This window comes from Acinetobacter sp. YH12142, from assembly GCF_013418435.1.
GTDB lineage: Bacteria > Pseudomonadota > Gammaproteobacteria > Pseudomonadales > Moraxellaceae > Acinetobacter > Acinetobacter amyesii.
On record NZ_VPCB01000003.1, the window covers coordinates 60297 to 75083 of the forward strand.

The 14787-nt window shown below is 40.4% G+C and carries 11 protein-coding genes; 6 read left to right on the forward strand and 5 right to left on the reverse strand.

Features of this window, described 5'->3' with window-relative positions; translation table 11 throughout:
- On the reverse strand, nucleotides 1-921 hold the full coding sequence (gene catA, locus FTU77_RS03625) for a catechol 1,2-dioxygenase (protein WP_180054689.1): 921 nt from the start codon (nucleotides 919-921) through the stop codon (nucleotides 1-3).
- A gap of 281 nt (nucleotides 922-1202) precedes the next feature.
- Between catA and FTU77_RS03630 the strand changes: the two genes are divergently transcribed.
- The 4 genes from FTU77_RS03630 to FTU77_RS03645 all read left to right on the forward strand — a co-directional run bounded on the left by FTU77_RS03630 (nucleotide 1203) and on the right by FTU77_RS03645 (nucleotide 7620).
- Nucleotides 1203-2117, forward strand: coding sequence for a LysR family transcriptional regulator (locus FTU77_RS03630; RefSeq protein ID WP_180022865.1), 915 nt, complete (start codon nucleotides 1203-1205; stop codon nucleotides 2115-2117).
- Nucleotides 2118-2308: 191 nt separating this feature from the next.
- The gene (locus FTU77_RS03635) at nucleotides 2309-3682 is read left to right on the forward strand and encodes an MFS transporter (protein ID WP_180054691.1); all 1374 of its coding nucleotides are present in this window, start codon (nucleotides 2309-2311) and stop codon (nucleotides 3680-3682) included.
- Between the two features lie 126 nt (nucleotides 3683-3808).
- Nucleotides 3809-5122, forward strand: a complete 1314-nt coding sequence (locus tag FTU77_RS03640) for a DcaP family trimeric outer membrane transporter (protein ID WP_180054693.1) — start codon at nucleotides 3809-3811, stop codon at nucleotides 5120-5122.
- A gap of 368 nt (nucleotides 5123-5490) precedes the next feature.
- Nucleotides 5491-7620: a TonB-dependent receptor domain-containing protein gene (locus tag FTU77_RS03645; protein WP_180054695.1), complete on the forward strand. Its 2130-nt coding sequence runs from the start codon at nucleotides 5491-5493 to the stop codon at nucleotides 7618-7620.
- Nucleotides 7621-7728: 108 nt separating this feature from the next.
- Here FTU77_RS03645 and FTU77_RS03650 read toward each other — a convergent pair whose 3' ends face one another.
- The gene (locus FTU77_RS03650) at nucleotides 7729-9165 is read right to left on the reverse strand and encodes an amidase (protein WP_180054697.1); all 1437 of its coding nucleotides are present in this window, start codon (nucleotides 9163-9165) and stop codon (nucleotides 7729-7731) included.
- A gap of 120 nt (nucleotides 9166-9285) precedes the next feature.
- Nucleotides 9286-10710 carry a PLP-dependent aminotransferase family protein gene (locus FTU77_RS03655; protein ID WP_180054916.1) on the reverse strand — a complete coding sequence of 475 codons (1425 nt, stop codon included), beginning with the start codon at nucleotides 10708-10710 and terminating at the stop codon, nucleotides 9286-9288.
- Nucleotides 10711-10907: 197 nt separating this feature from the next.
- Between FTU77_RS03655 and FTU77_RS03660 the strand changes: the two genes are divergently transcribed.
- Nucleotides 10908-11705 (forward strand): hypothetical protein, encoded by a 798-nt coding sequence (locus FTU77_RS03660; RefSeq protein WP_180054699.1) that lies wholly within the window; start codon nucleotides 10908-10910, stop codon nucleotides 11703-11705.
- A 235-nt stretch (nucleotides 11706-11940) separates the two neighbouring features.
- Here FTU77_RS03660 and FTU77_RS03665 read toward each other — a convergent pair whose 3' ends face one another.
- Both FTU77_RS03665 and FTU77_RS03670 read right to left on the reverse strand, forming a co-directional pair.
- Nucleotides 11941-12099 carry a hypothetical protein gene (locus FTU77_RS03665; RefSeq protein ID WP_180054701.1) on the reverse strand — a complete coding sequence of 53 codons (159 nt, stop codon included), beginning with the start codon at nucleotides 12097-12099 and terminating at the stop codon, nucleotides 11941-11943.
- 121 nt (nucleotides 12100-12220) lie between these two features.
- Nucleotides 12221-13102, reverse strand: coding sequence for a LysR family transcriptional regulator (locus tag FTU77_RS03670; RefSeq protein WP_078193328.1), 882 nt, complete (start codon nucleotides 13100-13102; stop codon nucleotides 12221-12223).
- Nucleotides 13103-13265: 163 nt separating this feature from the next.
- Here FTU77_RS03670 and FTU77_RS03675 point away from each other — a divergent pair, with 163 nt between their 5' ends.
- Nucleotides 13266-14783, forward strand: coding sequence for a CoA-acylating methylmalonate-semialdehyde dehydrogenase (locus tag FTU77_RS03675; RefSeq protein WP_180054704.1), 1518 nt, complete (start codon nucleotides 13266-13268; stop codon nucleotides 14781-14783).
- The last annotated feature ends 4 nt before the right edge of the window (nucleotides 14784-14787 follow it).

The following is a 14787-nucleotide window of genomic DNA, read 5'->3' on the forward strand; positions in this document are numbered from 1 at the left end:
TTAAGCGCTAGCGCGTCGACGATCAACTTCAGTATTTGGTGCAGCAGCTTGTTCTTTAACTAACTCAACATTAAAGCTAATGTGTTTAAACGGTTGGTTTAGACCACGACGTGCAATTTCAGCTTCGTCTGTGATATCAACAGCAGTTGCCACCAGACCATCACGAGTTGCAAAGGCAAAATCGTCCCAAAGGTATTTATCACCTTCGATGTTGAATTGAGTGGTTAACTTGCGGTAACCCGGTGCAGAGATAAAATAATGTACATGTGATGGACGGTTACCATGACGGCCTAATTTGTCTAAAACAAATTGAGTTGTGCCTTCTGGAGGACAGCCATAACCAACTGGCATCGTGGTTTGTGCAACATATTTACCGTCTTGGTCAGAAAGAATCGTACGGCGAAGGTTGAAGTTAGATTGAGACTTATCAAAGAAAGAATAGTTACCTAGACTGTTGGCATGCCAAATTTCAACTTTAGCGCCTTCAATGATGTTGCCTTCGGTATCTGTCACTGTACCTTCAATAAACAGTGTTGGAATTTTATCGGTTTCCGTACCATCATCCATACGAGCAAAGCCCACTGATTCAGGTGCGCCAGCCACATATAAAGGGCCTTCAATGGTACGTGGTGTACCACCTGTAATACCTGCTTTCGTATCAGCTTCATCGGCACGTAAATCTAGATAGTGCTCTAAACCTAAACCTGCGGCTAAAAGACCCAATTCGTTCGCTTGACCCGCGTCTGTAAAATACTCTAGACCTTTCCATAGTTCAGTTTGAGTAATATCCAGATCTTCAATCGCTTGGAATAAATCACCCAATAAACGTACCACAACTTGCTGTACACGTTGGTCAACAGGCCCTGTCGCTGTATCTACGTTCATTTGTTTAACCAGAACATCAATCTCTTGACGGTTCATACTATATCTCCTTAAGTATGCATTTAAGTATGGGTGGCTATCACTCGATAAAAGAGGTCTTTGGCTGCCACGTTCCTTGTTTGGTTGTCTAACAATACTTTTTAAGTTGTTTCGTGTAGCGGCTGAAGCTTCTTTCAGGTAATGCACTGCACGATGTTTTTGATCTGTTGGATGGGATTAAATTTGCTTAATCCTGTCTATGTGATATACCTTAAAAGAATAAAATCTTCACGTCGAAGATCAAATTTGCATTTTATTATACTTAATAGGTATCGATAGCCATGGAACTAAGACACTTAAGATACTTTGTCGCAGTGGTTGAAGAGCAGAGTTTTACCAAAGCGGCAGAAAAACTATATATAGCTCAACCACCTTTGAGTCGGCAGATTCAAAATTTGGAACATGAGCTTGGAATTCAGTTATTTGAACGAGGTAGCCGTCCGCTTAAGACTACGGAAGCAGGCCAATTTTTTTATCATCATGCTTTAAAACTTTTGTCTAATGCAGAAGAAATAAAATCGATGACGAAACGAATCGGTTTGACAGAACGGACCGTGACGATCGGTTTTGTGAGCTCTTTATTGTTTGGTTTACTCTCGAATATTTTGTATTTATTTAAACAACAACATCCACATTTAAAAATTGAAATGGAGGAAATGGCCACCACTGAACAAATCAAAGCATTAAAAGAAGGTCGTATAGATGTCGGCTTTGGTCGATTGCGTATTTCAGACCCCGCGATCAAACGGGTTTTACTGCGCGAAGAACGCTTAGTGGTAGCCTTACATGCAAGTCATCCTTTGGCACAAAAAAAGGAAGGGGTCTATCTTGCAGATCTGATCGATCAGCAATTGATTTTTTATCCAAATCACAACAAACCAAACTTTTCGACCCAAGTGCGTGGCATATTTTCAGAGTATGGTTTGGAGCCTAAAAAAGTACGTGAAGTACGTGAATTACAACTGGCACTAGGCTTTGTTGCAGCCAATGAAGGGGTTTGTATCACCCCAATGAGTGCCCAAAGTGTGCAATTAACACATTTAACCTTTGTTCCTATCTTAGATGAAGCCGCGATCAGCCCTGTATTTATGGCTGTGCGTAATATGGATGAAAGCGAAGATATTCGTGGTTTATTTGATAGTGTTTATCAAGTGTATGATTTAGAAGCGATTCCATATGATCGTGCTGTGTTTTGAGTATGCTGTCGCTAGACGTTCAGATGAACTGCACATATGAAATGATCTATTTAAATAAAGCGGAATCAAGGGATTAATTTGTATTCAACTTTTTAGGTATACAAACATGCCTAATCGGTTTTGGACATTAAGCACCGACTTATTCATTGTGAAAAGCGAATTTTACAAGCTTCACAATTAGGAGGTGGGCTATGCAAAACCAGAAAATTAATATTAATACCTTGGTTGATGAAGCCAAATTTACGCCATTTCATTGGGGTGTTTTGATTTGGTGTCTTTTGATTATTATTTTTGACGGTTATGACTTGGTGATCTATGGCGTTGCCTTACCGTTGTTGATGCAAGAATGGTCCTTATCTGCGGTACAAGCCGGCTTACTGGCAAGTACGGCTTTATTTGGCATGATGTTTGGTGCCATGTGTTTTGGCACACTGTCCGATAAAATTGGTCGCAAAAAAACCATTATGATCTGTGTCGGTATCTTTAGTGGTTTTACCTTCTGCGGCGCTTTTGCAAGTACGCCAGTCGAGTTTGGTATTTTACGCTTTCTTGCCGGTCTAGGCATTGGTGGCGTTATGCCGAACGTTGTGGCATTAATGACAGAATACGCGCCAAAACGTATACGCAGTACCTTAGTTGCACTGATGTTTAGTGGTTATGCCATTGGTGGTATGGCTTCAGCGTTATTGGGAGCTTGGTTAGTGCCAGTATATGGCTGGAAAATCATGTTTTATATTGCGATTATTCCATGTCTTGCACTGCCTTTAATCTGGAAATTCCTCCCTGAATCATTGATGTATTTAACTTCAAAGCATCAAACAGATACGACTCGAACGATTGTCTCAAAAATTGCCCCTGAACAAGTCCTCACAACAGATACTCAATTTGTACTCAATGAGGTTTCTGAAGAAGACAAAGCTCCGTTAAAAGCATTATTTCAACAAGGCCGTAGTTTCAGTACGTTCATGTTCTGGATTGCATTTTTCATGTGCTTATTGATGGTATATGCACTTGGAAGTTGGTTACCAAAATTGATGATTCAAGCTGGCTATTCGCTTGGTGCAAGTATGATTTTCCTCTTTGCGCTGAATATTGGTGGAATGGTAGGTGCTATTGGTGGTGGTGCTTTGGCAGACCGATTCCATATCAAAAAAGTACTGAGCATCATGTTTATGTGTGGCGCGTTGGCTTTAATCTTACTGGGCTTTAACAGTCCGCAAATGGTTCTGTATACATTAATTGCTGTAGCAGGCGCAGCTACCATCGGTTCACAAATCTTACTTTATACCTTTGTCGCACAATACTACCCAACCACGGTACGTTCTACAGGTATGGGCTGGGCATCGGGCATTGGACGAATTGGTGCAATCGTTGGACCGGTACTTACTGGTGCGCTGTTAACCATGAATTTGCCGCATCAAATGAACTTCTTGGTGATAGCCATTCCCGGTGTCATTGCTTCTTTAGCAATATTTATGGTGAATTTGCAAGCGTCAGTAGAAGCGTCTACTCAAGGTCAATCGCCAAAACTCAATACGCAAGCTATCAAAAATCCAGCGAATTAAGCCGATATTTAAAGATTTAACATTACCCCAAAATTTTAAGTTTCTAGGCCCTGATGCACAGCATGAGGGCTAGTGGGAAATTGTGACAAAAAATAAGGAAAGGGCATCGCCCAAATCGAGGTCAGGATGAAAACTCAAAAGCTAAATTTAGTCAAAAAAACCTTTAAAATTAAACCGATGATACTAGCTTGTGCAGTCGCGTTCCCCATGTGGACACATGCGGCAGTCAGCGAAGCTGAAGTTGAACAGTTGCGTGATGAAGTCAAAGCATTAAAAGCCATGATGCAGCAATATGTTCAGCAGCAAAACACTTTGTCGAGTGAAATCAAAGACGTAAAACAAGGATCTGTAGTTGCTGCGCAGAATCAAAAACCGACTCAAACACCGAGCCTGAGTTTAAATACCAAATCGGGCGCTGAGTTTAGCTTGTATGGCAATGTGCGAGCAGATGCATCTTATCAGACAGAAGGCGGCAGCTTATCTCGCCTGTATAACCAAATGAATAGTGTTCCGCTAGAAGGGAATGCTGAAAGTTCAGATCGTTTAAAAGCAACAATTGCTGCCACACGTTTAGGACTAGACTTTAAAACGCCGACTCAAGTGGGACATGTAGGTGGTAAAATTGAAGTCGACTTTTTGGGTGCAAATGATGGACTACGTATTCGTCATGCCTATTTAACCTATGGTGATTGGTTGGTGGGGCAAACATGGTCTAACTTTGCTATACCTGATTATATGCCTGAAACTATTGATGCATTGGGCTATGTTGGTGGTGCTGTTAAACGTACACCTCAAGTTCGCTATAGTCACAAATTTAGTCCTGAGACAAATCTTGTGCTTGCAGCAGAAGATTCTAAGGATGACAGTTCAAATATGCGTTTGCCTGCATTAACAGCGCGGTTAAACCATAAAATGACAGATACACTCATGTTGAGCGCACGTGCGATGGGTGCTGAAAAGAAAACGGATACGGATACAGAAACCGCATGGGGACTTGGTCTGGGCGCAAAGCTAGATTTGACGGATAAAACAGTGCTCAAAGCGGATTATTACCATGTCAAAGGCGACAGCAGTTTTGTGTCATGGACCAACCAAGGTTTTGTGACCAATGCGGATAAAGACATCATCGCCACCAATGAATTTGACTCGATTACAGTAGGTTTAACTCAACAAATTTCAGCACAATGGCGCGGAACATTGGGCTATGGTTATATGAAAGCAGATAACAATGCAGATTATGTCAACTCATTAGTCGACAAAACCAAGGCCAATAAAAACTTGTGGCAAGCATGGGCAAATGTATTTTACAGCCCTGTTAAGCCGATTAGTTTAGGTCTGGAATATGTCTATGGTGAACGTGAAGCTTTTGGCGCCGCACCAAATGGCAGTACTAAGGGGGAAGATAACCGAATTAATGCGGTCGCGATGTACAACTTCTAATGCCGTTACAGAGAATTGTTTAATTTAAATTGCCTTAGAAATTTCAATATCAATTTAACGAGAGCGGGATTGGAAGTATGTTCAGGTTTTGACATCTAACTTTCCGACAATCTTTCAATGCGTACTCTTAATCAATACACGCCCTTGATCTTTATCTATTGAGGGCTTTTATCTTATTTAGAAACTTTTATTTTTGACTAAAAAATATAATTATCTGTTTTATTTCATTTGACAAATCATTTGAATATAAAAATACGAAGAAGGATATTGATAAAAATCATGAATTTTGAAATATTTTGATACATACATGACGATAAAACACACTACAATCCTTGCCGTCAATTTCGTTTCACTTAGAAGACGCAATCATGGATGTCCCTCAATTTTCCAAATATAACAACACGTCACTTAAGCTTTTAAGCCTGATGATGCTTACTGCAATGGCACAGTATAGTGTTGCAGATAGCAATGTATTACCTGAAATCACCATCAACGTTAAACAAAGTTCAATGGATGAAAAAATAAAAAAAGCACTGACCAAAGTAAATGGTGCAACCAATGCAATCGTTGTAGCAGACATTCAAGATATACCCAAGCGAACAAATGCTGATTTATTTAAAAATCAACCGGGGATTTACGCAGCATCTTCAGGAAATGAAGGGGTAAAACTGTCGATACGTGGCTCGGGGATCAATCGTGCACCGGGGGCGCATGCTTCAGGGTTGTATGTGACCTTAGATGATTTGCCATTTACAGGGCCAGGAGGAACACCTTATGAACTGCTTGAGCCGCTGTGGGTAGACCATATAGAGGTTTTACGGGGGGCTAATGGTTTAACACGTGGTGCATTAAGCTTGGGTGGTCTAATTAACTATGCTAGCCCAACTGGAAAAAATGCAGCTAAATTGTCAGTGCACCATGAAATGGGTAGCCACGGTTATCAAAAAAGTGAAATCAATTCAGGACAACAAATTGGCGACTTAGACTATTATCTTTCCTTAACGCAAAGTGATGATGACGGTTTTCAAGATCATGCTTCAAGCCAGAGCAAAGGTTTATCGGCCAATGTGGGATATCAAATAAATCCAAACCTAGATACACGTTTTTATCTGCGTTACCGAGAGACTGAACACCAAACGCCGGGACGTCTAACCCAACAACAGATTGAACAAAATCCAAAACAAGCAGTAGCCCAAAATATCTCGCTGAATAATAATCGTCCGCAGCCGGGAAGTCTTTGGTTGGCGAATAAAACCAATATGACTTTGGACTCAGGCGATCACTTACAGTTGGGTCTAGCTTATCATCATTATCCGATGGATTTGCAAGAAGGTTTGTATAGTACCGATGTTGACTATGACGATATCATTACCTTATTTAACTACCAATTTGACCGAACGCTATGGGGGCATGAAAGCCAAAATACTTTAGGTTTTCGTAGTACCACGCATTTGCCAGATGGTCAGGTCGTTGAACGCTTGCGTGTAGCGCAAGGTGCCTATGCTGCGGATACAGAAACGCGGCATTATACCTACCAAGGTGGTGACTATGTTTTACATTATGCCAATGCCTTGGCACTACACCCACAGTTTTGGCTCGATAGTCGAGTTGCATTGGCGTACACCCATCGTGAAAGTGAAGTGACATGGCCTGTGCAAAGTCATAAAGAAAATATTCGTGAATGGAATGTCCTGCCATCGCTTGGTTTTCGATATCAAATCCAACCTGAAACACAGCTCTTTGCCAATGTCAGTCGAAGCTTAGAAGCACCACATCCTTGGGCTTTAATTTGGGGTTCGGATCAAAAGTTCCCCGACGAAAGTGGCGCAGCGACGGGACGCCAAAATGCTCCGATTCATTTGAATAGTCAGACAGCGAATACTCTTGAACTAGGTGGGCGTGGTCAACATGCACTGGGTGAGTGGAATATTGCATATTACTATTCACAGGTTAAAAATGAACTATTGGCCGTTGAAATCCAATCAGAGCCTAAAAAGATTATTGCTGAATCAAATGCTTCAGACACCATCCATCAAGGGATTGAAGTCGGTTTAAACAGTTCACTTTGGCAAAATGATACATATGGACAAGTTCAACTAAAACAAGCCTATACCTTGAATGATTTTCACTATAAAAATGATGCGGTATTTGGAAAAAATGAGCTGGCAGGAATACCTAAACATATCTATCAGGCTGAACTTAAATACGAACATCCTTTAGGCTTTTATGCTGCGGTCAATACACTTTATGCCGCAAAGGTCGCAACTGACTATGCCAATAGTGTCTATACAAAAGATTGGCAAATTTGGGGAGCATCGTTCGGTTATATACAACCGCAAAAACAGTATATGGCGTGGTTGGATTTCAGAAATATAGCTAATAAAAAATATGCATCTACCGTCACACCGGGTTATAACGATGCCGGCAAAGATCCTGCTCGTTTAACACCGGGTGAAGGTCGGGCGGTATATGCAGGACTGACGTATCATTTTAATTAAGCATCTTGTATTCAAATACAGTGATCCCTTAAAAAGCCTTATTCTGCGGATTTAAAAATAAAAAAGGGAGCCAATCAGCTCCCTTTTTTTAAATCTTTGATTAGTTTGTTAAGCAGTTCGAGGCATATCCTGAATACGTCGCCATGGCTGAGCTTCTTCAATTTCATACGCCAGTTCAATCAAGGTTTTTTCATCTCCGACATCGGCTGATATTTGCATACTGATCGGTAGTCCGTCGTTTTGCGTTTCTCCCATAGGAATCGACATACCCGGCGCACCCACCACATTTTGAATAGGTGTAAAAGTCACATAGTTCTGAATACGTTCAAATAATTGGTCAAACGGTAATTGAGGTGACAAATAGCCGATTTTCGGTGTGGTATGTGCAAGTACAGGCGATAGCAAAACGTCATAATGCTTAAAGATTTCATGATATTGCTGCTGCATTTTCTTTAATCGATACAGAAATAGCGGGGTTTTATAAAAGTTCTTTTTATACAACTTCGATAAACCAACGGTTAAGTGATCTAACTCTTTTGGATTAAAGTCAGCGCCAAAGATTTTCTTGCCAAAGGTACTCAGTAAAAAGGATAACATCCCCCAATATTCACTAAAATCTTCAACAAAGCTTAAGGAAAAAGGTAATTGAAGTTCTTCAACATGATGGCCTAATTTTTCTAAGAGTGCTGCACTATGCATTAAGGTTGCAGTTGTTTCGCTATCTATTTGCCCTGTAATCGATTGCGGGACTAAACCGATGCGTAATCGACGTTTAGAAGGCCCATGAATCATGCCTATGCGTGGCAGCTTTTTATTGTAATAACTTGATTCCATTCCTGCATAGAAATGAGCAGTATCTCGTATGCTACGGGTTAGGACACCTTCACTGATGATATTAATCGGAAGAGAGCCTGCTGCTTCACTGTCATAAGTACGGCCACGGCTAGGCTTTAATCCAATCAAACCGCAGCATGCAGCAGGGATACGAATCGAACCACCGCCATCATTGGCATGGGCAATCGGCACTACACCGGCTGCAACGAGAGCTGCGGAACCCCCTGAAGATGCACCGCAGGAATAACTTAAATGCCAAGGGTTATAGGTGGCTGATCCATCTTTATATTCGGTGCTGGCATTTAGACCAAATTCAGGGAGCTTGGATTTTCCTAATACGACAAACCCTTGATCTAAGATTTGTTGGCTAATTTGAGGATTACGATCGGCTGGTTTTGAACCGATGGCCTTTGAACCATGGCGTGAGGGCAATCCTTGATAATCTAGATTATCTTTAAAGAAAAAAGGGACACCCGCAAAAAGACCATGTTCAACATATTGATTTTGCTCTAAAGCACGCTGAAAACAGTCCAGTTCAATGGCATTTAGATGCGGGTTCACTTGTTCCGCACGTGCAATGGCCGCTTGTGTTATTTCTTGCACGGAGGCTTCTTTAGATTTGATGAGCTGTGCAATCCCCACAGCATCCAGATCTGTGAGTACATCCGAACTAAAGGCATGTATGCGTTGACTGTGTTTTTGATCTTCCATGAACGAACCTATTTGTTTTTTGAATTTTGGTAAATGTTGAATGAACTCGGTGTTATCTCAACAACAAATATATGTATTTGAACAATATCTGTTTGAGCATAATAATGACAATAAAAATTGTCAAATATTCCTCTGATCTGAGGAAAGTGCAGAGATTGTACTAAGGAGGGCATCTAAAGCCTGTTGAATCTCATCCTTCCATGCAAAGGAACAATTTAAACGGATATATTGAGTTTTGGCTTCCGCAACATTAAATAAACGGCCTGGAGCAACGCCAATCTGCTGTTGAATTAGGGCTTCATAGACTGCCATACTTTCAACATTTTCCGGTAGTTTTAACCAAAGAAAATAACCACTTGGATGATATTGTAATTTGCATCCAGTCGGTAGGCGGCTTTCTAAATAACGGTAAAACTGTAATTTATGTTGCTGTAGACTTTTTCTTAAGACCCGTAAATGTTTTTCATAATGATAATTTGAAATAAATTCCACCAAGGCATTTTGCAATAAGGTATTAACGGAAATCGTGCTCATGAGTTGTAAGTGTTGAATCGCTTGAGAGTATTTACCGGCGTGTACCCAACCCACTCGAAATGCAGCGCCCAACGTTTTAGAAAAAGATGAGCAATGTAAGACCATATTATTTTGGTCAAAATATTTCATTGATACGGGTTTCTTAGACGCATAATGCATTTCTTCATACACATCGTCCTCAATTAAATGCACATGATATTGGTGTAAGAGCACGGCAATTTTTTGCTTGATTTCATCACTCACTGTGAAGCCCACAGGATTATGTGAATTTAGCATCAACCAACAGATCTTGACGGGATAAGTTTTTAAAATATGTTCAAACGCGGTTAAATCAAAACCGTCTTGTGGATGTTCAGGTAAGGTCACCACTTTAAGGCCTAAGCGCTCTGCAGCTTGCAAGGCGCCATAGAAAATATTTTGCTGTAACACGATATAGTCACCCGGTGAGGCAATGGCCTGTAAGGAAAGATTCAGTGCATCCATACAGCCTGAGGTAATCACAATATCCTCTGGATCTGTGGCAATGCCTTGCATGCAATAACGCTGTGCAATCAATTTACGAAGGGCTAAATTACCGGGTGGAAGATTATCAATGGCATCGTAACTTTTGGGATTTCGGGAAATTTGCCCCATGATTTGGGTTAACTTTTTAGAAAAAACAATGTCTTGAGCTGGAAAAGCTGATCCCAATGGAACGACTTTTTCATCTTGTATTGATTTTAAATACTTAAAGACTAGAGAGTTAATTTCAACCGGCGTGTTTAAGGACACAATCTGAGTTTGTTCATCCTCTATTTCGAGCAAGCCTTGCGCTACATAGTAGCCTGATTTTTCACGTGCATAGATTAAGCCACGCGATTCCAACTCCTGATAGGCATTCATGACCGTGATTAAACTAAAGCCAGACAACTGCACTTGTTCACGTAAAGACGGAAGTTTTTCGTGCGCTTTTAAAGTGCCATTTTCAATCAGTTGACGTAGGTGCTGAGCGAGCTGTTCCGATTTATACATAGTCATCAACAAGACAAAATTCTGTTATAAATATATCAGTAAATGAAACTTTACATTAAATTTTTATAACAGATGAGTCTATACTGTTATATGTTTTTTCAAAATCACTGTATCTAGTTTTAAGCTTGAATTTTTTATAAGGTGCATAGACCACAACACTTGTGGCGTCAAATGGTATGGAAGTTAGGGAGTTGAGTATGTTTAAAGCCAGTGAATTAGAACTGTTACAACATTTACTGGTGGATGTTCCATTGACAGATTCAACGCTGCATCTGTTGCAACAACAGCATACTAATTTAGAAGCGGTGCTTTTACGAAGTCGAATTTTGCGCCAAGTACAGCAAGTGGGCTATGTCAGTATTTGTCAGGAGTATATGCACGCCAAGGCTGAAAATGCGGCTTTTTTATTTGCACCCTTTATCTTAGCGAATTTGAATCAGAAGGTGATCTACGCTACACCACAAAGCCCTGAAAATGTTGCGATATTGAATCGTTATTATCATGCTGAGGCTAAACTTAGCGCATTTAAAGTTGATGATGTTTTATCGGGACTCAATGTCTACATTGAGCTAAATAATGAACAGCTATCGCCAGCAGAATACTTCTATTTTAGTTTGATCAATAGCTTATGTAATCCGAAAGTTTCCAAAATTATTTGTATTACACATCTACATATCGACTTAGAAAAATTAAATCAGCTTGCTGAATATTTAGATGTTGAAATCCATGTCTTGGCGGATAACGCTGAACCGATTGACTTTGATCTAAATAAAATCAATATGTTAAAGCTGCTATTTAAAGACAAAGATCAGCAATATAACGATTTATGTCAAAAATTTTCGTTTATTAATGCGCAAATTTTACAACGATTAGGTTTATATGAGTTTGACCGTGCGCAAGTCTTGGTAGAAGACATGTTTTATTCAGAACACATCTTTGAAAAAATGTCGGTATACGGTGAATATATTCAAACGCATCTACAGCACCAAGTTTAAAAAAACAGAGTCCTGCATAAGCGATTCAGAGGGGCAAGTAATTTTATAGCTGTAATTTGATCACTTTAAAAATGCAAAAAAGCTTGTAAATCTAGACTTACAAGCTTTTTTTAAATTCAAATTTAAACCAATTTATTTGGCCTAATGATCAATACAATATGATCTGATCACTAGCAAACATGAAATGTAAGATATACATGCAATAGCGAGTTGTAATAAGTGAATAGATTATCGCTTAAGGTATATAGGAATTATCTGCACCAACGACAAACGCTACACCAATACAGAATAAAAGCACATAGATTGAGAACCAAATAATGGCACGTTTAAAGGCCTTATCTGAAATTTCACTGTCTGCATATTTTTGCGGTTTTTTAGGCTCTTGATTGCTCATAAGATGTACTCTAAATCCCTAGTGGTTATAGGTGATTATTGGGGTATATCGCCTGAAAGCATAGATACAACATTCATCTAAATTTCTATAACAGTTATAGTTTGGAAGAAGCCATCCTGACTTAATCCATTAATAAACTATGATATTGGTCAGTTCTTTTTCTCAAAAAGTCCCAAACCAGTTTAATACGCGGCTCATGCTGTAAATCGACTAAGGTCAGCATCCAAAAGGTATGCACAAAACGAACATCTTGCGCCAAGACTTGTTCTAATTCGGGTTTTTCCTCGGCCAAAAACTTGGGCAATATTGCCAATCCTGCACCCGCACTCACAGCAATTTGTTGAGCCAAAATACTACTACTTCTAAAGTTTGCATTGAGCTGAATAGGTAAACGTTCTAAACAATACAGTTCTGGGCTATAGACTAGATCATCTATATAGTTCACAAAAGTGTGTGATTTTAAATCTTCTAATGTATGAATGGGTTGCGTGTTTTTTAAGTATTCTTTACTGCCATAAATCTTTAAACAATAGTCTGCTAGTCGAGTAATGATATAGGGGCCTGATTTCGGTCGATCGATGGAAATAACAATATCTGCTTCACGATGTGAAAGCTTGATCATTTTCGGTACAGGAATAAGGTCGATAGTCAGCAGAGGGTATTTTTTGGACAATTCTGCCAAGAGCTGTGTCAAAAATGCCGTTCCAAACCCTTCGGGTGTGCCAATTCGCACACGACCTTGCATAGGTTGGTTGGGTTTTTCGATTTGTAAAAATGCCTGTTCCATTTGTTCAACGCGAGGAACCAGTGCCAAACCTTCTAAAGTGAGTTCATAACCTGTGGCTTCACGTTTAAATAATGGCGTGCCTAAAGCCAGTTCTAGCGCATGTATACGTCGAGAAACCGTACTGTGCTCAACACCGATAATACGTGCGGTATTGGTTAGGGTTTTCGCACGAGCCAAAACCAAAAAATACTGTAAATGATCCCAATCTACTTTCATTGTTATTGTCATCCCTGTGCATATTTGCACATCAATCGTGCGTGAATCTCTATTGGTAGTCAAAATTTTCTTTGCTAGTTTGAAGTGAATTGGAAAATATAAATATAAGGCTTTTGGATATTTTCTAAGTCAGTACAAAACAATAAGTGCCTATGGAGAGGTCATGAACACAATGTCAAATATTCAGTCAGCGACGGCTAAATTATTAATTAACGGTAAATTTGTAGAGTCAAACACTACAGAGTGGCAAGACATTCTAAATCCAGCAACTCAAGAGGTTTTGGGTCGTGTTCCAATGGCGACTATGGAAGAAGTGGATGCAGCGATTGCTTCAGCGCAAGAGGCTTTTAAAACTTGGCGCTTAACACCCGTTCAAGCACGTATGCGTATTATGCTGAAACTACAAGATCTGATCCGTAGCAATATGAAAGACATTGCCCGGGTACTGACTGCTGAGCAAGGAAAGACGCTAGCAGATGCTGAGGGTGATATTCAACGTGGTTTAGAAGTCGTTGAGCATGCATGTTCGGTTGGCACACTTCAAATGGGCGAATATATAGAAGGTGTTGCACGTGGTGTGGATACCTATACTTTGCAGCAACCTTTGGGTGTATGTGCAGGAATTACGCCATTTAACTTTCCTGCGATGATTCCACTGTGGATGTTCCCAATGGCCATCGTCTGTGGAAATACCTTTGTTTTAAAGCCATCTGAACAAGATCCATTATCGACCATGATGCTTGTCGAACTTGCGATTGAAGCCGGTATTCCAGCAGGTGTATTAAACGTAGTGCATGGTGGTAAAGACGTTGTTGATCGTTTATGCACACATCAAGCTATTAAGGCCATTTCATTTGTAGGCTCTACAGCCGTTGGTACACATGTATATAACCTTGCAGGACAGCATGGAAAACGTGTGCAGTCGATGATGGGGGCCAAAAACCATGTGGTGGTAATGCCGGATGCCAATAAAGAACAAACTTTAAATGCCCTCGTTGGTGCAGCATTCGGTGCGGCAGGTCAGCGTTGTATGGCTTTGTCGGTTGCTGTCATGGTTGGTGAAAGTAAAGAATGGGTCAATGAACTGGTTGAAAAAGCCAAAACGCTGAAGGTCAATGCAGGGCATGAGCCGAATACCGATATTGGCCCAGTTATTTCACCTCGCGCAAAAGCACGTGTACTGGATTTAATTCAAAGCGGTGTAGAACAAGGCGCAGAACTGTTGCTGGATGGTCGTGATGTTCAAGTCATTGGCTATGAGCAAGGAAACTTTGTCGGAGCAACGATTTTTAATCAAGTTTCAACCGATATGCGCATCTATACCGAAGAGATCTTTGGGCCCGTGTTAGCCATTATTCATGTCGATACTCTGGAGCAGGCGATTGAATTGATTAATGCCAATCCATTTGGCAACGGTGTTGGACTATTTACACAAAGTGGTGCAGTCGCTCGTACATTCCAAAGTGATATTGATATTGGTCAAGTGGGTATCAATATTCCAATTCCTGTACCAGTTCCTTTCTTTAGCTTTACAGGATCGCGTGGTTCAAAACTGGGGGACTTAGGTCCATATGGTAAGCAAGCGGTTCAGTTCTATACACAAACCAAAACGATCACCAGTCGTTGGTTCGAAGATACACAAGAAAAAGGTGAAGTGAATACCACCATTAACCTACGTTAATTTA

What these genes read in the sequence shown, in the direction of transcription:
- FTU77_RS03640 (WP_180054693.1), top strand. Translation starts at nt 3,809, where the DNA reads ATGAAAACTCAAAAGCTAAATTTAGTCAAAAAAACCTTTAAAATTAAA.
- FTU77_RS03630 (WP_180022865.1), top strand. Translation starts at nt 1,203, where the DNA reads ATGGAACTAAGACACTTAAGATACTTTGTCGCAGTGGTTGAAGAGCAG.
- FTU77_RS03670 (WP_078193328.1), bottom strand. Translation starts at nt 13,102, where the DNA reads ATGAAAGTAGATTGGGATCATTTACAGTATTTTTTGGTTTTGGCTCGT.
- FTU77_RS03645 (WP_180054695.1), top strand. Translation starts at nt 5,491, where the DNA reads ATGGATGTCCCTCAATTTTCCAAATATAACAACACGTCACTTAAGCTT.
- FTU77_RS03675 (WP_180054704.1), top strand. Translation starts at nt 13,266, where the DNA reads ATGAACACAATGTCAAATATTCAGTCAGCGACGGCTAAATTATTAATT.
- FTU77_RS03635 (WP_180054691.1), top strand. Translation starts at nt 2,309, where the DNA reads ATGCAAAACCAGAAAATTAATATTAATACCTTGGTTGATGAAGCCAAA.
- FTU77_RS03665 (WP_180054701.1), bottom strand. Translation starts at nt 12,099, where the DNA reads ATGAGCAATCAAGAGCCTAAAAAACCGCAAAAATATGCAGACAGTGAA.
- catA (WP_180054689.1), bottom strand. Translation starts at nt 921, where the DNA reads ATGAACCGTCAAGAGATTGATGTTCTGGTTAAACAAATGAACGTAGAT.
- FTU77_RS03655 (WP_180054916.1), bottom strand. Translation starts at nt 10,710, where the DNA reads ATGTATAAATCGGAACAGCTCGCTCAGCACCTACGTCAACTGATTGAA.
- FTU77_RS03660 (WP_180054699.1), top strand. Translation starts at nt 10,908, where the DNA reads ATGTTTAAAGCCAGTGAATTAGAACTGTTACAACATTTACTGGTGGAT.
- FTU77_RS03650 (WP_180054697.1), bottom strand. Translation starts at nt 9,165, where the DNA reads ATGGAAGATCAAAAACACAGTCAACGCATACATGCCTTTAGTTCGGAT.